This is a genomic window from Bacillus sp. 05T21 (genome assembly GCF_056396785.1).
The window spans coordinates 44,372-61,226 of sequence record NZ_JBFTMD010000020.1 but is presented as its reverse complement, the minus strand read 5'-3'; the positions used below and the strand labels follow the sequence as shown (position 1 = coordinate 61,226).

The window sequence follows — 16,855 nt, the reverse complement described above, 5'->3', positions numbered from 1 at the left end:
TTATGATGAAAGGTAATTCAAGGAGGAATTATATTATGAGAGTAGGATTAATTGGTTTAGGTAAAATGGGATTAAATTTAGGGAAGAATTTAATGGATCATAAACATGAAGTAGCTGCATTCGATTTAAATACGAGTGCGGTGGAAGAAATGAAAGAGTATGGTGCTACAGGTGTATCTAGTTTAAGCGAACTCGTTCAATCATTGGAATCACCAAGAATTCTTTGGGTAATGGTTCCGCACGCTGTTGTTGATTCTGTTATTAATGAGGTTACACCGTTGTTATCAAAAGGAGATATTTTAATTGAAGCTGGGAATTCACATTATAAAGAGTCTATTCGCCGATATGAGCAACTAAAGACAGATGGCATTCACTTTATGGATGCAGGAACTTCTGGCGGAATGGAAGGTGCTCGAAATGGTGCTTGTTACATGATCGGAGGAGACCAAGAAGCTTGGGACATCGTTGGACCTATCTTCCGAGATACAGCTGTAGAAAATGGATACTTATATGCTGGCAAAGCTGGTAGTGGTCACTTTTTAAAAATGATTCACAACGGAATTGAATACGGAATGATGGCTGCTATTGGTGAAGGATTTGAGGTTTTAGAGAAGAGTGAATTTGACTACGATTATGAAAAAGTATCAAAAGTATGGAACAACGGTTCAGTCATTCGCTCTTGGTTAATGGAATTAACTGAAAATGCATTTTCTAAAGATGCAAAACTGGATGAAATTAAGGGCGTTATGCATTCTTCTGGTGAAGGGAAATGGACAGTAGAAACAGCATTAGACCTTCAAACAGCAACTCCTGTTATCGCGATGTCTTTATTAATGCGCTACCGCTCATTAGACAATGATACGTTTACAGGAAAAGTTGTAGCAGCTCTGCGCAATGAATTTGGCGGACATGCAGTAGAAAAGAAATAAACATTTTAAAATTATAACTCGTTAGCGTTTAAAAAATGGAGGGAATGAATCATGAAGTTTTTTATCGATACTGCAAATCTTGAGGACATAAAAAAGGCATATAAACTAGGGGTTTTAGCTGGCGTTACAACGAATCCTTCTTTAGTAGCGAAAGAGGGCATTAAGTTTGAAGACCGTATTGCAGAAATTTGTCAGGCAGTACCTAACGTTGAATCTGTTTCGGCAGAAGTAACTCCAGATGTTGTTGCAGCTGAAGAAATGATCTCCCAAGCAGAAGAACTAATTAAAATTAACGGTGGCGATAAAAACATCACGATAAAACTTCCGATGACATTAGCGGGATTAGAAGCTTGTCGCTATCTTACAGAAAAAGGTGTGAAAACGAACGTTACACTTATTTTCACTGTGAACCAAGCTCTTTTAGCTGCCCGAGCAGGTGCAACGTACGTTTCTCCATTTTTAGGTCGCTTAGATGATATTTCTGAAGATGGCGTATTATTAGTTGCTAAAATTGCTGAATTATTCGATGTTCATCAATTAGATACACAAATTATTGCGGCTTCTGTCAGACACCCAGACCATGTCACTCGTGTAGCGATGGCAGGTGCTCACATTGCAACAATTCCTTATAAAGTCATTGAACAACTTGCTATGCATCCACTAACAGATCAAGGTATTGAAAAGTTTGCTGCGGATTGGGCGAAAGCGCCTAAGTTATAATGAAATGAAGATTTCACTTTTCAAAATAGCACTATAGTTATGAAAAGGACCTCCTTATGAGAGAGAAGCTTATTAAAACGTAGCTCTCATAAGGGAGCGTCTTTTTTGTATACATCATGGTGCTCTTTTGTTATAGGAATAATTTGAAAGGGGTTACATAGTGAGCTCGAAATATATGATTGGTGTAGATATTGGGACAACTAGTACAAAATCAGTTTTGTTTTCGATTGATGGATCAGTTATTGCAAGTCATGGGATTGAATATCCTTTATATTCTCCCGCACCAGAAACAGCAGAACAAGATCCAGAAGAGATTTTTCAAGCGGTCATACATACGATTAAAGAAACTATACAATCAAGTAATGTGCAGCCAGTTGATATTCTTTGTGTTTCTTTTAGTTCGGCAATGCATAGTGTCATTGCTGTAGACGAAGCAGGGAAGCCGTTAACGAGATGTATCACTTGGGTAGATAATAGAAGCGCCAGCTGGGCAGAAAAAATAAAGAATGATATGAATGGTCATGAAATTTACCTTCGTACTGGAACACCAATCCATCCTATGTCACCACTTTCGAAATTAGTTTGGCTTAAGAATGAACATGATGAGTTGTTTGCAAAAAGCTATAAATTCATCTCTATTAAAGAGTATGTTTTCTATAAGTTATTTAAGGAATATGTAATTGATTATTCTATTGCATCAGCAACAGGAATGTTCAATTTGAAATCTTTAAAATGGGATGAGGAAGCTGTTCGTGTTGCAGGAATTACAGATGAAAAGTTATCTACAGTTGTTCCAACGACGCACAGTTTAATAGGGATAGATGAAGAACTTGCAAGAGAGATGAATGTACTTGTTGCTACTCCTTTTATAATCGGTGCGAGTGATGGGGTACTATCGAATTTAGGTGTAAATGCAATAGAACCTGGAGTAGTTGCTATTACAATTGGTACGAGCGGTGCAGTGCGAGTTGTCACAAATCATCCTGTAACGGATCCGAAAGGTAGGACTTTTTGTTATGCGTTAACTGAGGACCTTTGGGTAATTGGTGGACCGGTTAATAATGGTGGTATGATTTTTAGGTGGGTTCGCGACCAATTATGTACGTTAGAAGTTGAGCATGGGAAGCGTTTAGGAAAAGATCCATATGAAGTGCTTACGGAAATAGCGGCAAAAGTGAATCCTGGATCTGACGGTTTATTATTTCATCCATATTTAGCAGGCGAAAGAGCTCCTTTATGGAATGCGAATGCGCGGGGATCTTTCTTTGGGCTTGGACTACATCATAAGAAAGAGCATCTTATACGTGCTGTTTTAGAGGGGATCATTTATAACTTGTATACAGTTCTTCTTGCGTTAAAAGAACTAATTGGCGAACCGAAAAAAATTCAAGCGACAGGTGGTTTTGCAAGGTCAGAACTTTGGAGACAGATGATGGCGGATATTTTTCATCAAGACGTATACGTTCCTGAAAGTTTCGAAAGTTCTTGCCTAGGAGCGGCAATCCTCGGTTTATATAGCTTAGGTGAAGTAGATACATTACATGTAGTTTCTAATATGGTAGGTGCCAATTTTTATCATGAGCCAAACATGGAAAGTGTGGAGAAATATAAAGATTTAACACCGATCTATATTCGTTTGGCCCGTCACTTGGAAGAAGAATATGAAAGTATAGCAGCTTTTCAGAAAAAGTGGGTTTAGAGGCTATTTGGCAGAAAAATATGGTAGCGTATAAAGAGGTACTCTGATTTTTTAGGATACTCTTTCAATGAATAATAGTTTTAGGTTGCTTAGTAAGAAGTGTGATGAACAAAAACTATAGGGAGAGGGTTATGAAAATGACGGATAACAAAGAGTTTATTGGATATGTTGGAACTTACACGAAAGAAAATAGTGAAGGAATATATACTTTTACTTTAAATACGGAAGCGCAAAAAGTTAGTAATGTAACACTTGCGGCTAAGCTGGATAACCCTACATATGTAACGATTAGCAAAAGTAATCAATATCTCTATTCTGTTGTAAAGGAAGGAGAAGCTGGTGGTGTAGCTGCTTATTCGATTAATAGTCATACTGGAGAGCTAGAGGAACAAAATAGACAAGTAGTAGTAGGGGCTTCTCCTTGTCATATTAGTGTGGATAGTGGAAACCATACGGTAGTTACAGCAAATTACCATAAAGGAACGATTGAGTCTTTTGAAGTAGATGAAGAAAATGGAACTGTAAATCCTACTTCATCTATTATGGCACATGAAGGTTCAGGCCCAAATAAAGAAAGACAAGAAAAACCACATGCACATTACGCGGGGTATACTCCTGATGAAAAATATGTGGTAGGTGTTGATTTAGGGATTGATAAAATAATTACGTATGGAATAAAAGATAGTACATTAAAAGAAGTGAATAGCTTGTCTGTGAACCCAGGAAGCGGTCCAAGGCATATTACTTTTCACCCGGACGGAAAGTACGCTTATGTGATGACTGAACTTAGTTCGGAAGTCATTGTGTTAACATATCATCCGGAAGAAGGGTCTTTTACAGAGTTGCAGTATATTTCTACTGTTCCAGAAGAGATTGATGGAAATAGTCAAGGAAGTGCTATTCATATTTCTTCTGATGGCCGTTTTGTATATGTAGCGAATCGTGGTCATAATAGTATTGCTGTTTTCAGTGTGGATCAAAATTCAGGTCAGCTTACATTTGTGGAACATACATCTACAGAAGGAAATTGGCCGAGGGACTTTGTGTTAGATCCTACTGGAAAATTTCTTATTGCTACAAATGAAAAGTCACATAATCTTGTGCTATTTTCAAGAAATGAAACGACAGGGAAGTTAACACTGTTACAATCTGATGTTGTTGTACCAGAGCCTGTTTGTGTTAAGTTTTTAAACGTTTAATTTATGATTGGTAGAATTTCTATATACCCCAAAAACAGAAAAAAGCAAAGCGATATCGCTTTGCTTTTTTCTATTTCTTCTTCGGCCTACGTACTAGTTCGCCGCCACAATTCGGGCAAACGTTTTGTCTTTCCTCTGTACATGGTGCACAAAATGTACATTCATACACGCATATGTATGCTTCAGAATCGGGCTGAAGGGAATGATCGCAAATTTGACAGTTTGTTTTCATTTCTAATGCCATCGTAATCCTCCTTATTATTTGAAAGTTCGTAATTTAATTATAATTACTATTGTAGTGGGTGTCCTTTTTAAATGAAAAGAAATAGATGGATTATGTTGTTGTTTGAAATGAAATAGGTCCATTTGTTTTTAAATTGATTATTTAGTGCAGTTGGAATATTATGAAATAGTCAAAAGACGACAGGGGGTATATATTTTGACTAATAATAACTACTATTTTCGTGTAGAAGAGGATGTAAATTACAATAGTTTAAAAGCGGATTGTGAAAAATGTTTTGGATTATGTTGTGTGGCATTACCGTTTGCAGCATCAGTAGATTTCGCGGTGAATAAAGATGGTGGTAAACCTTGTACAAATTTACAATCAGATTATAAATGTAGTATACATAGAGATCTTAGAGGAAAAGGCTATAAAGGTTGTACAGTATTTGAATGTTTCGGTGCTGGACAAAAGATTTCTCAAGTTACGTTTAAAGGAATTGATTGGCGGACAGATGCCGAGCATGCGAGAGAAATGTATAATGCTTTTCCGGTTATGCATCAGCTTCATGAAATGCTTTGGTATTTGAATGAGGCTATTCTATTAAAGGCGACGCAGACAATTCATAAAGAGCTGAAGGAAGCAATTGAAGAGACAGAGCGTCTTTCTAATTTAAGTTCAGATGAGTTAATGGAAGTAAATGTGCCATTACACCGTGCAGAAGTGAACATTCTCCTTTTAGAGACGAGTGAATTAGTATGGAAGGAAATGAATGCTGCACGTAAAAAACGAATCAGTCACCGAGGGGCAGATCTTATGGGAGCTAACCTTAAAAAGAGGGATTTACAAGGAGCAAATTTAAGAGGAGCTTATCTTATTGCGGCTAATTTACGAGATGCAAATTTAAGGGGGGCGGATCTCATCGGAGCAGATTTGCGAGATGCAGATATTCGCGGGACGGATTTTACAAATAGTATTTTTCTTACGCAAGTTCAAATTAACGCGGCGAAAGGGGACAAACATACGAAATTGCCGAAATTGTTGTCTCGTCCAGCGCATTGGCCTGCGTAAAGAGTATGGAGTGAAATAGTTTGGATATGTTTCAGTATTTAGAGGAAATGCAGGAAGATGTATTTTCGTTATCAGTATCTCAAATAGAATCGAAGTATTATGATATTTGTCGCACACTAGCGTCAAGTGAGGATGCGGAGCGCATTACATTGATTCCATTAGACTTATACAAGAAAAGTATGAGAATAGGTTTGAAAGAAGCATTAAAAGTCGCTGAAAGTGAAGAAGCGAAGGCAATTTATTTTGAATATGACCTTGATAATGAGTGGGATAGTCAGTTATATGTTTGTGACGATTACATGTTTCTTGAAGTAGAGGATGATGATTGGGCCAGTGATTGGACGGATGAAATAGAAGGACCATCTTTAGGAGAGTTAGCTGATATTTATGGTGAAAATGGCTTTGATTCAGATAAAAAGGCTGTAGGTATTACTTTATATTTAATTGCAAGAACAGTGTGTAGTTTTATAAGTGCATGTAGTGGATTACAAAGTAATATACCAATTTGCATCGGTTTTCACGATCAAGAGCCAATTATGCGAACAGGCAGAGACTAAGTCTCTGCCTGTTTTTTATACTATTTTTGCTTTTCAAAAGTCGTAATTATAACGCTACATATAATAAGGATACCACCAATGAAAAAGTTACTGCTTAACGTCTCATTTAATAGGAGCCAGCCAAATATTGAACCGACGATCGGTTGAAAGAAGAAAAATAATGATCCGATGCTCGCATCCATTAATTCTAACCCTTTATTCCAAAGGAAAAAGGCACCTGCTGTTGAGACAATTCCTAAATAAAGTATGCCTAATAATACATACATGTTCATATGTTCAATAGAGATTGATTGGAATTCCCATATCATAAAAGGTGTAATGAAAAAGAGTGAAAAAAATATTGCGTACGTTGTAATAATTAAAGATGAAAATCGAGCTGAAGCGATTTTTACATAAATGGACAGTAAAGCCCACGTAATAGCAGCTCCAACTAAAATGATTGTACCGATAAAATAGGAGCCGATTTCAATATCCCATCCGATAACGATAATGACACCGATTGTCGCTATTATAGTTGATAAAAGTCTACGAGTAGTTAGTTTCTCTTTTAAAATGAGCGCTGCAAATATAACCATAAATGCAGGTGTAGCTGATGTCACTAAGGAGCCTGTATGAGCATCGGATAATTTCGTTCCGATAAATTGACATGTGATTGAAATGAAATACCCGATGAATCCAATCCAAGCAAATAATAGCCAATCTTTTTTGTGGATGGGTACTTTTTTCTTTTGCTTTTTTTCAGTTATTTTCAAAATCACATATAAAACAACAAAAGCGATAATAAAACGTAGCCAAACGAGTGTAAGTGGCGGGATAAAGTCGAGTACGTATTTACTAACGACGTACATACCGCCCCATATACTTGCTGCTAGAGATAAACATATAGCTCCTAAAATTGTTTGTTTCATTTGAATTACCTCCGTCTATTTTTAGGTTATGATTTATTCCCTAAGACGAGGCATAGTGCACTTGTTATATGAATACCCGTCTTAGATTATAGACGGACTACAGGTTGATCGTTTTCGAATGAAGTGTTGTAGTACATGAGCGCATTCCTCCTTCATAATTTTATAATGATATTATAACTTAATTTTCAGTTTATTGGGATGTTAATTGTACGGAGTTGATTCTTTAGAAAATGGTGGTTGTCGAAGAAAGCATAGTATATGGTAGAAAAACATATTTTAAAAATAAAAGAAACCAATTACATAACTGATAAGTATATTAAGAGTAGGATGAAAAAGTAGATTAATAGAGAAAGAGGAGGAGATTATTATAACTACAACCGTTATTTCTCATTTTTACAATGAAGAGTATTTATTACCGTGGTGGCTTATGCATCATACGAAACTGTTTGATCATGGTATTTTAATTAATAAAGGTTCTACAGATCGTTCAGTCGAAATTTGCAAAAAATTCGCACCGCATTGGGAAGTGCGAGATTCTACAAATCCAGAGTTTGATGCATTAGCGACAGACCATGAAGTGATGAGGGTGGAACAAGAAGTAGAAGGTTGGAAAATGATTTTAAATACGACTGAGTTTCTTTGTGTGCAAGATAAAAATCAGTTTTGGAAATCACTAAATGAATTGGGAGAGAGGATGTATTGGCTGGAAGGGCTTATTATGGTCGATGATCTTAACTATAATTATCCGGAACTTAACTTTGGAATACCTTTAATGAAACAGCGATTTCACGGTTACTTACCGGAAGATTGGAGATTATGGAGAAGAGGTAGATTCATTCATAATAATGAACATGGAAGCTACACTGTTGGAAGGCATTTAACTGCACATGAATTTATGAATTACCCACCTCTTGCTTGTATTGCATGGTTTGGATTTAGTCCGTGGAACGATGCGATGAGGAAGAGGAAATTACAAATTGGTCCGACTCTTTCTGAAGGTAGTAAGCATGCAGGAATGGGGACACATCACATTATTACACCTGAAAGATTAGAAGAATGGTATAAGGAATTAGCGAGAGAGACGAAGGATTTACGTTTTAGTGCTGCGTATCGTTATGCTTTTTTATAAATGATTCCCACCATAAAATTGTTTCTTCGATTCCAGTATTTAGATTGTACGTCGGTTTCCAGTTTACTTCAGTTTTTAAACGTTCTACATTAACACCGACGAATAAAGGTTCATCTTTAGAGAAAGGAATCGCACCTAGTTTAATTAAATTTTCTTTTCCTATCTTTTTAGCAATGATAGAAGCTAATTCTTTAATTTGTACAGATTGACCAGAAGCGATATTGATTGTGCCTGTAACATTGCGTTCTAATACTGTTACGAGAGCATCAGCGACGTCACTCACATGGAGGAAATCTCTTAATTGTTTTCCATGTGTACATAGTGCTTCCTCATTTTTTAATAAGGACGTGATAATGTTAGAAACGAGTCGATTCCCTTGTTCGTGAGGGCCATACATATGAAAAATGCGGCTCCAACACATGCTGAGGCTGGTTTGCCCAGCGTATGATTGTAGCCAGGAATGTAGTGCGTTTTTACATAATGAATACGGGGTTTTATAGGAAAGAAGCGGTGAATCTTCAAATAATACGCCGTTAAACCATTCATACTCTGCGCCAGTACCGGCAACGATGACTCGCTTTCCGCCGCACGTTGTGAAGTGTTGAATTAATGAGATACTGGATGTAAGCCAATAGTAATTATTAATAGATGCATAACACGCTGGCGGCACTGCTTCCCAAGCTAAATGAATGAGATGACTAGGCTTCATGTCGTAAATGAGTTTTTTTACTTCTTCATCGCAAAGTAAGTTTACTTTATGCCAATGGCAAGAAAGGTGAGAAGGCTTATTTGTATTGTAGGTGGCGTGCACTTCATAGCCCTTTTGTATAAGGGAATTTACAACATATTTACCAATCCATCCACTACCGCCTGTTACAAGGATTTTTTTCATGGCTCAATCACCTCAACTTCTGGAATCGTTACTAAAAATTTGCCGCCCCATTCACGAATGAAAGAGCATTCTTTCATAATTTCGTCTTTCAAATTCCAAGGAAGTATGAGAATGTAATCAGGTTTTGTACGTTTTATTTCTTCAGGAGATTGTATTGGAATGCGGGTTCCTGGTAGAAGGAGATTTTGTTTGTGAGGGTTTTTATCTACTGTATAATTTAGAAACTCTTTTCCTATCCCGCAATAATTTAAAAGGGTGTTTCCTTTAGCAGGAGCGCCGTAACCGATAATTTGTTTGTTTAAAGCTTTTGCTTCGATAAAAAACTTTAAAATACTTATTTTCAATTGTTCTATGCGTTCAGAAAAAAGGAGATAGCAATCTAATGTATCTAGCCCGTGATCTACTTCTTTTTGGATTATATTTGTAACACTGGAATGGATAGTGGATGAGTCACTGTGATGGTTTACAAAAATACGCAATGAACCACCGTGCGTTGCAAGTTCTTCTACATTGACAATTTGTAAATGATGATGAGCAAAAACTTTTTGAAGACTTATAAGTGAGAAGTAGGAGAAATGCTCATGATAGATTGTGTCAAACTGTTTAAAGGATATGAGGTTTAATAAGTGCGGGAATTCAATTGTTATCGTGCCATCGTGTTTTAATAATGTTTTTAAACCGGCAACAAAATCATGCAAGTTCGGAACGTGTGCTAATACGTTATTTGCGACGATTAAATCTGCTTGCGGTAATTTTTTTGCTAAGTCATTGCTGAAAAAATTCACTTCAGTAGGAATTCCTTTTTGGATAGCGATTTCTGCTACATTTTTTGCAGGTTCAATTCCTAACGTTTTGATTTTTTCTTTTTGAAAGTATTGTAATAAGTACCCGTCGTTACTTGCGATTTCAATCACTTTCGAATGGTTTGTTAAGTTGAAACGCTTAATCGCCATTTCTACATATTGCTTAGCGTGTAGTAGCCAACTGGAGGAGTAAGAGCTAAAGTATAAATAGTCATGAAAAATATTGTGCGGAGATTCAAATTCATCTAATTGTACAAGTAAACAAGAGTTACAAACAAACGTGTGCAGCGGATAAAATGGCTCCATTTTATATGAGTGTTCTGGAGCTACAAATGAGTTAGCGAGAGGAGAAACGCCTAAATCTAAAAAAGTATTTGTGAGTAATGAGTGGCAAAAACGGCATTTTTTCTGTTCCATTTTATAGCCCCCTTATAAATTTTTGAATGCATCGATTTGTTGTCGCGTGAAAGATTCCATATTTTGACCAGATGCATATTTTTTGTACCAATCAACAGTCCAAGCGATAGAATGATCTGTTGATAATTTAGGAGTCCAACCGAGTTTATTTACTGCTTTTGTACTATCGAGTGTTAAAATAGGTGATTCATAAAGAGTATTTGTATGAGGGGAAAGGATTGTTAGTGGTTGATTCCATAATTTTATTATAGATTGAATGACATCATGAACGGTTCTGTTAAGTTCATTCATCGGGCCGAAATTCCAAGCTGCTGCATATTCGGCGTCTTTCGAAAGGTTTTCAGCTAAAAGAATATAGCCATGTAAAGGATCTAATACGTGTTGCCATGGGCGAATAGCGTTTTTGTTTCTAATATTTAATGTATTATCTTGTAAATATGCACGAATGATATCTGGGAATAATCGGTCTTCTGCCCAATCACCGCCGCCGATGACATTACCTGCTCTTACTGAGGCAAGTTTAGGAGTGTTAGTGTGGAAGAATGATTTTTGATATGATGTTGCAACTAGTTCAGCACAAGCTTTACTAGCACTATAAGGGTCGAAACCTCCTAGTCGGTCAGTTTCCACGAATGCCCGGTTACCGCTCCCGTCATTTTCATAGCATTTATCACTTGTAACATTAATGATGCCACGTATACTTTCTATATGCTTTGCCGCTTCTAATACGTGAACAGTACCTAAAACATTCGTTTTAAATGTTTCGATAGGATTTTTGTATGAAGTGGTGACGATTGGCTGAGCTGCTAAATGAAATAGTATGTCAGGGTTATGTTGTTTCAGGGCATGGGATAAAGAATCGTAATCTGTAATATCGCCTTTAATTGTTATGCACTCTTTTGATACGTTACATTGTTCAAAAAGGTTAGGGATGGATGGGGGGTGAGAAGAATAGCCAACTACTTCTGCACCTAATGAAGTTAAAAAAAGGGTAAGCCATGAGCCTTTAAAGCCAGTATGTCCTGTAATAAATACTTTTTTCTTATTCCAAAAAGATGATGAAGCCATATTACCAAACCTTCCACGGAGCGTTATTACTTTCCCATAGCTCGACTAATTTATTTTTATCGCGCACTGTATCCATTGGATGCCAAAAACCAGTATGTTGATATGCGGCCAATTCGTTTTTGTTTACTAACTGAACTAAAGTGTCTGTTTCAAAAACAGACTTATCTCCACTAATGTAATTGAAAATATCAGGATTTAAAACGAAAAATCCACCGTTAACCCATCCGCCATCACCTAATGGTTTCTCTTGAAAGGATGTTACAGACTGTTTATCTAATACGAGAGAACCAAATCTGCCTGGAGGTTGTACGGCAGTAACAGTAGCTATTTTGCTGTGTTTTTTATGAAATGCCATCAGTTCTTTTATATTTATATTACTTAATCCATCGCCATAAGTGAGGCAGAAAGGTTCGTCCCCGACGAAATTTTGTATTTTCTTAACTCGTCCACCTGTTTCGGTATTTAGACCGGTATCAATCAGTGTAATTGTCCATGGTTCTATACGATGAGAATGGTTAGTAATTGTATTGTCGCTTAAATGTATCGTGAAATCGGACATGTGTAAGTTGTAATTTAGAAAGAATTCTTTAATTGCATATCCTTTATAGCCTAAGCAAATAATAAACTCAGTAATGCCGTAATGACTATACAAACTCATAATGTGCCATAGAATAGGCTTTGTTCCAATTTCAATCATAGGTTTTGGTTTTAAATGAGTTTCTTCCCCAATCCTTGTTCCGTATCCACCTGCAAGAATAACAGCTTTCATTTTTTCCTCCTAATTATAAAAAGAATTTGATATCGATGTTATTATGATATGTACTTAAATTAGAAAGGAACGGGAAATTTCATAGTTATATTTCGTTCGTTTTGGTTTTTTGAATTTAAGTATTTTATTATATAATTAAATTAATAGATTAGATTGTATAAGATGAGACGATAAATTTTGTATAAATTATGAATGATAAACCATCACGTTTGACTGTACAGTTTATGTATTGTATGATGTTAGTAATATAAACAAGGGGGGAAGATCGTTGGGAAGGTGTATCGAATCGGACAGTTGGCTCTCATGGCTCACGTGTCGAAACGAACGATTGATTATTATACGAATCTAGGAATCTTAAAAGCGGAGCGATCTCAATCTAATTATCGCTATTACGACGAAACAGCATTTGAGACATTACAATTTATTGAGAAGTGCAAAGAAATGCATATGCCGCTTTGTGAGATTAAAGAGAAGATCGAGGAGAAGAAGCTGCTCGGTATCAATGAACACGTTTCGAAACAAGTGAATGAAGTGACAGACCATATTCATAGATTAGAAGCAGAGCTAACGGAGTTAAAGCCTCTTTTAGATGAATTGACTGATTCACAACGTGAAAAAATATCGAAATCTTTATCAGGTCAAACGACAGCTTTAATACAGACACTTGCTCTATTATTATAGAATAAGTGAAATCCGACCTCTTTAATTTTTGTATCGGGCTATGTTTTCTAACGAACAAATAAGAAAACATTATAGTATACAGGAGGTGGACACCTTAGTTTTTTAACTAAGGGGATTCATTGGAAATATTTAATTTAGTCATGGTTGCGATTTTAATCGCATTTACTGGATTTTTCGTAGCAGCAGAGTTTGCGATTGTTAAGATACGTTCAAGTCGCATTGATCAGCTTGTTGCGGAAGGGAAACGCGGTGCGTTAGCAGCGAAAAAGGTAACAACAAATTTAGATGAATATTTATCTGCTTGTCAATTAGGTATTACAGTTACAGCGATGGGATTAGGTTGGTTAGGTGAACCGACAATCGAAAAGTTATTACACCCGTTATTTGAGAAATGGAACGTAAATCCTTCTATCTCATCAGTATTAACTTTTGGTCTTGCTTTTATGCTAATGACATATTTACACGTTGTAGTAGGGGAATTAGCTCCGAAAACGCTGGCAATTCAAAAGGCTGAAAAAGTAACGTTGTTATTGGCAACTCCGTTAATGATGTTCTATAAAATCATGTATCCATTTATTTGGGTATTGAACGGTTCAGCTCGTGTTATAACTGGTTTATTCGGTTTGAAACCAGCTTCTGAACATGAAGTAGCTCATACAGAAGAAGAATTACGTCTTATTCTTTCAGATAGCTATGAAAGTGGCGAAATTAATCAAGCTGAATACAAGTATGTAAATAATATCTTTGAATTTGATAATCGCATCGCGAAAGAGATAATGGTACCGCGTACAGAAATCGTTGGTTTCTATCTTGAAGATTCAGTAGAAGAACACATGAAAGTAATCCAAAATGAACGATACACACGTTATCCGATTTTTGGAGAAGATAAAGATGATATTATCGGTATGGTCAACGTAAAAGATTTCTTTATTCGATATATGAACAACGATCAAGAAGATTTATCATCGATTCGCACGTATATGCGTCCGATTATTGAAGTTATGGAAACGACTCCAATTCATGATTTATTACTGCAAATGCAGAAGAAGCGAATTCCAATGGCTGTTTTATATGATGAGTACGGAGGAACAGCTGGAATTGTAACGCTTGAAGATATATTGGAGGAAATCGTCGGCGAAATTCGTGATGAATATGATGAAGATGAAGCACCACCAATTCAACATGTGAACGAGTATCATAAAATTGTTGATGGAAAAGTGCTTATCTCAGAAGTAAAAGATTTGTTTGGATTACACATTGAAGAAGACGATGTGGATACAATCGGTGGATGGATTATGATGCAAAATCATGAAATCGAAGAAGGACAATACGTTGAAGCAGAAGGCTATGAATTTAAAGTGTTAGAAAAAGATGCTTATCAAATTAAACGTGTTGAAATTCAAAAAATGGATCATGAACAAGAACAAGAGAAAGCAGCAACTGTGTAAGTTGCTGCTTTTCTTCTGACACATAATAAAATGTGAAATTAGGAGCGGATATTTTGATTCAAGTAGCCTTACGTGTATATCGATTACAATTGTATACGATCTTTAGTGGTTTACTACTAATGTGGGCGGTTACTCCGTTTGGGAAACAAGTGACAGGGTTCGGTATCGGTTTAGCAGTTAGCGCATATTGTCTTTGGCTATTAGCTCGCAGAGTGGAGAAATTAGGAAGAAGTATCGTGATGAAAGAAAAGGCTCCTGGATTAGGAGTTCTAAACCGATTTGCGGCCGCAATATTAGGGGCTATCATTATGTTTGAAATTGAGCATGAAATGGAAATGTGGGCATTTGGTACTGGAATATTGGGTGGACACTTTTTAATGATTGCGAATTTAGCCTATGCAAATATGCAGCTAGTAAAAGAAGAAGAGAAGCAAAAGGAAAATGCTTCGAAAAACATAGAACTCTGATGAAAGGGACCTAATGGGGTTCCTTTTTTGCGTTTAAAAATAAATGATATAATACGAATGATTTACTGGTACTTATCGAATTTATGCCAAACATAATACGCTTATTTTTGGGGCATTTCAATAGTATGAAAAAAATTAAAAAAAATTAAAAAAAATTAAAAAACCCATCGATTTCTAAAGCTTATGTATGTTATCATGACAAAAGAATTTGCGAAAGAGGTGGATACCAATGTTACAAGCTTTACTTATTTTTGTGCTTCAAATTATTTACGTTCCAACTTTAACAATCCGTACGATTTTGCTTGTAAAGAATCAAACAAGATCCGCTGCAGGTGTAGGATTGTTAGAAGGAGCAATTTATATTGTCAGTTTAGGTATTGTGTTTCAAGATTTATCAAATTGGATGAACATTGTTGCCTATGTCATCGGCTTTAGTGCGGGACTATTATTAGGCGGTTATATAGAAAATAAATTAGCAATTGGATATATTACGTATCAAGTTAGTTTACTAGACCGTTGTAATGAATTAGTAAATGAATTACGCCATTTTGGATTTGGCGTTACAGTATTTGAAGGTGAAGGAATAAATTCTATACGTTATCGCTTAGATATCGTTGCAAAGCGTTCTAGAGAAAAAGAACTGTTAGAAATTATTAATGAAATTGCACCGAAAGCGTTTATGTCTTCTTATGAAATCCGTTCGTTTAAAGGTGGATATTTAACGAAGGCGATGAAAAAGAGAGCATTGTTGAAGAAGAAGAAAGATGAACATGCATCGTAAAGAAAAGGGAGTAGTGCAGCTTTAAAAGCACGGCATAATCCCCATAGAAAAAAGAGAGGAATCTATATTGAAAAAGATTCCTCTCTTTTTTTCTGCGTTATTTTTTTCTACTTTTTCTCAGATTAACAATTAACCATACAACTTGAATAATTAGTGGTAATATAAATGCAATTAATAAAACGATAAATGCTATTAATTTCAGCTCAGGTGTTTGAGTAACGCCGGTCCCATCAACCTCTCTTAGCCAAATGATAGCTGCCAATATCCCGAAAGTTATAATCCAAAATATGTTACCAATCCACCAAAAAATCCATCGTCTTTTCATATTAGCACCTCTTATATTTACCCTCTGTTAAAAGTATATTTTCGGTTGTTATATTTAAATGAAATAACTATAAAACTACTTTTTTTCAACTGTATATCTAACTTGTTTAAAGGTTGCCATGTCTCCATCTTCGTTATCATCTTTCGTTTGCAAAAGTTGAACTCTTGGCTTGTAGTCCGTCCTATGAGCGTGCTCGATATCTTTAATGTTAAGTTTGTAGGATTCACCATTATTTATTTTTTGTTCCAATACTTTTTTATTGGCAACATAAATAAAAGTTACTTTATTTTCATCAATACCTTCAGTCTTAATTTCTAATTCATTATCTTTTGTTGTAATCGTTGGTGTTAATAATTCAATACTGCCGCTTCCGGTTTCTAAAGAATTTTCTACTATAGTTGAACATCCGGATAAAATGATTCCGATGAATAGCAGAACAATTAATTTCTTTTTCATAAGCTCCCCCCGATTTCGAAAAAATTTTGACTTGTTCATTTCTAGAAAATTAGTGTGGAACGTAGATGAATAGCTATCAATCTCTTTAAAATATACCATAATATGTAAAAAGGATGTAGGTATATATGTTTTAGAAGGTAGCATCAAAATTTTTGCTTTTACATCGTTAGGGGATAAGAAGTCTTGTATATAAATCATTCACATAATGTACTAAATGTGCATAAAATACGTGGAATAGTTATGTCTTTATTAGCAAGGTATCAATAAGAATTAGGACAGCTTTTTATAATACATTTGGCCTAATGAAATATTT

Annotated in this window: 19 protein-coding genes; 11 read left to right on the top strand and 8 right to left on the bottom strand. The window is 35.8% G+C overall.

The annotated features are described in order from the left end of the window. The first annotated feature begins 35 nt into the window (after positions 1-35). The 4 genes from gnd (at position 36) to AC1DKZ_RS24970 (ending at position 4,547) form a co-directional block, all read left to right on the top strand. Complete coding sequence (gnd, locus tag AC1DKZ_RS24985; protein ID WP_476997268.1) at positions 36-929, top strand: phosphogluconate dehydrogenase (NAD(+)-dependent, decarboxylating); 894 nt, start codon at positions 36-38, stop codon at positions 927-929. A 51-nt stretch (positions 930-980) separates the two neighbouring features. Next, the gene (gene fsa, locus AC1DKZ_RS24980; protein WP_000667685.1) at positions 981-1,649 is read left to right on the top strand and encodes a fructose-6-phosphate aldolase; all 669 of its coding nucleotides are present in this window, start codon (positions 981-983) and stop codon (positions 1,647-1,649) included. A gap of 157 nt (positions 1,650-1,806) precedes the next feature. Continuing rightward, entirely contained in the window at positions 1,807-3,348 is a 1,542-nt protein-coding gene (gene gntK, locus AC1DKZ_RS24975; protein WP_476997280.1) for a gluconokinase, read from the top strand. A 137-nt stretch (positions 3,349-3,485) separates the two neighbouring features. Then, a complete protein-coding gene (locus AC1DKZ_RS24970; protein ID WP_242311005.1) occupies positions 3,486-4,547 on the top strand; it encodes a lactonase family protein in 1,062 nt (353 codons plus the stop codon). Between the two features lie 70 nt (positions 4,548-4,617). On the opposite strand, the gene AC1DKZ_RS24965 is transcribed toward AC1DKZ_RS24970, so the two are convergent. Further along, entirely contained in the window at positions 4,618-4,791 is a 174-nt protein-coding gene (locus AC1DKZ_RS24965; RefSeq protein ID WP_001162783.1) for a DUF1272 domain-containing protein, read from the bottom strand. Positions 4,792-4,986: 195 nt separating this feature from the next. Between AC1DKZ_RS24965 and AC1DKZ_RS24960 the strand changes: the two genes are divergently transcribed. Together AC1DKZ_RS24960 and AC1DKZ_RS24955 are read left to right on the top strand one after the other, a co-directional pair. Beyond that, complete coding sequence (locus AC1DKZ_RS24960) at positions 4,987-5,841, top strand: pentapeptide repeat-containing protein (protein WP_476997267.1); 855 nt, start codon at positions 4,987-4,989, stop codon at positions 5,839-5,841. A gap of 20 nt (positions 5,842-5,861) precedes the next feature. Continuing rightward, positions 5,862-6,398 (top strand): hypothetical protein, encoded by a 537-nt coding sequence (locus AC1DKZ_RS24955; RefSeq protein ID WP_476997266.1) that lies wholly within the window; start codon positions 5,862-5,864, stop codon positions 6,396-6,398. Between the two features lie 20 nt (positions 6,399-6,418). Here the strand turns inward: AC1DKZ_RS24955 and AC1DKZ_RS24950 are convergent, their stop codons facing one another. Beyond that, positions 6,419-7,306, bottom strand: coding sequence for a DMT family transporter (locus AC1DKZ_RS24950; RefSeq protein ID WP_476997265.1), 888 nt, complete (start codon positions 7,304-7,306; stop codon positions 6,419-6,421). 343 nt (positions 7,307-7,649) lie between these two features. Between AC1DKZ_RS24950 and AC1DKZ_RS24945 the strand changes: the two genes are divergently transcribed. Then, entirely contained in the window at positions 7,650-8,435 is a 786-nt protein-coding gene (locus tag AC1DKZ_RS24945; RefSeq protein ID WP_404448590.1) for a glycosyltransferase family 2 protein, read from the top strand. Here AC1DKZ_RS24945 and AC1DKZ_RS24940 read toward each other — a convergent pair. Genes AC1DKZ_RS24940 through rfbF form a run of 4 tightly spaced genes read right to left on the bottom strand, consistent with a single transcriptional unit; the run spans position 8,404 to position 12,384 of the window. Further along, on the bottom strand, positions 8,404-9,327 hold the full coding sequence (locus AC1DKZ_RS24940) for an NAD-dependent epimerase/dehydratase family protein (RefSeq protein WP_476997264.1): 924 nt from the start codon (positions 9,325-9,327) through the stop codon (positions 8,404-8,406). The genes AC1DKZ_RS24945 and AC1DKZ_RS24940 overlap by 32 nt on opposite strands. After that, a complete protein-coding gene (locus AC1DKZ_RS24935) occupies positions 9,324-10,547 on the bottom strand; it encodes a methyltransferase domain-containing protein (RefSeq protein WP_476997263.1) in 1,224 nt (407 codons plus the stop codon). The genes AC1DKZ_RS24940 and AC1DKZ_RS24935 overlap by 4 nt, the downstream gene beginning before the upstream one ends. Before the next feature lie 12 nt (positions 10,548-10,559). Next, positions 10,560-11,615, bottom strand: coding sequence for a CDP-glucose 4,6-dehydratase (gene rfbG / locus AC1DKZ_RS24930; protein ID WP_431182723.1), 1,056 nt, complete (start codon positions 11,613-11,615; stop codon positions 10,560-10,562). Position 11,616: 1 nt separating this feature from the next. Then, on the bottom strand, positions 11,617-12,384 hold the full coding sequence (rfbF, locus tag AC1DKZ_RS24925; RefSeq protein ID WP_219303175.1) for a glucose-1-phosphate cytidylyltransferase: 768 nt from the start codon (positions 12,382-12,384) through the stop codon (positions 11,617-11,619). A 276-nt stretch (positions 12,385-12,660) separates the two neighbouring features. Between rfbF and AC1DKZ_RS24920 the strand changes: the two genes are divergently transcribed. The 4 genes from AC1DKZ_RS24920 to AC1DKZ_RS24905 all read left to right on the top strand — a co-directional run bounded on the left by AC1DKZ_RS24920 (position 12,661) and on the right by AC1DKZ_RS24905 (position 15,761). After that, complete coding sequence (locus AC1DKZ_RS24920; RefSeq protein ID WP_012261301.1) at positions 12,661-13,065, top strand: MerR family transcriptional regulator; 405 nt, start codon at positions 12,661-12,663, stop codon at positions 13,063-13,065. 119 nt (positions 13,066-13,184) lie between these two features. Next, a complete protein-coding gene (locus tag AC1DKZ_RS24915) occupies positions 13,185-14,513 on the top strand; it encodes a hemolysin family protein (protein ID WP_044443291.1) in 1,329 nt (442 codons plus the stop codon). 53 nt (positions 14,514-14,566) lie between these two features. Next, positions 14,567-14,980 (top strand): ATP synthase subunit I, encoded by a 414-nt coding sequence (locus tag AC1DKZ_RS24910; protein WP_002084378.1) that lies wholly within the window; start codon positions 14,567-14,569, stop codon positions 14,978-14,980. A 229-nt stretch (positions 14,981-15,209) separates the two neighbouring features. Next, on the top strand, positions 15,210-15,761 hold the full coding sequence (locus AC1DKZ_RS24905; RefSeq protein ID WP_002014015.1) for a DUF2179 domain-containing protein: 552 nt from the start codon (positions 15,210-15,212) through the stop codon (positions 15,759-15,761). Positions 15,762-15,858: 97 nt separating this feature from the next. Here the strand turns inward: AC1DKZ_RS24905 and AC1DKZ_RS24900 are convergent, their stop codons facing one another. Next, positions 15,859-16,086: a DUF3923 family protein gene (locus AC1DKZ_RS24900; protein WP_002033344.1), complete on the bottom strand. Its 228-nt coding sequence runs from the start codon at positions 16,084-16,086 to the stop codon at positions 15,859-15,861. Between the two features lie 75 nt (positions 16,087-16,161). Further along, a complete protein-coding gene (locus AC1DKZ_RS24895) occupies positions 16,162-16,542 on the bottom strand; it encodes a hypothetical protein (RefSeq protein ID WP_002084382.1) in 381 nt (126 codons plus the stop codon). Between the last annotated feature and the right edge of the window lie 313 nt (positions 16,543-16,855).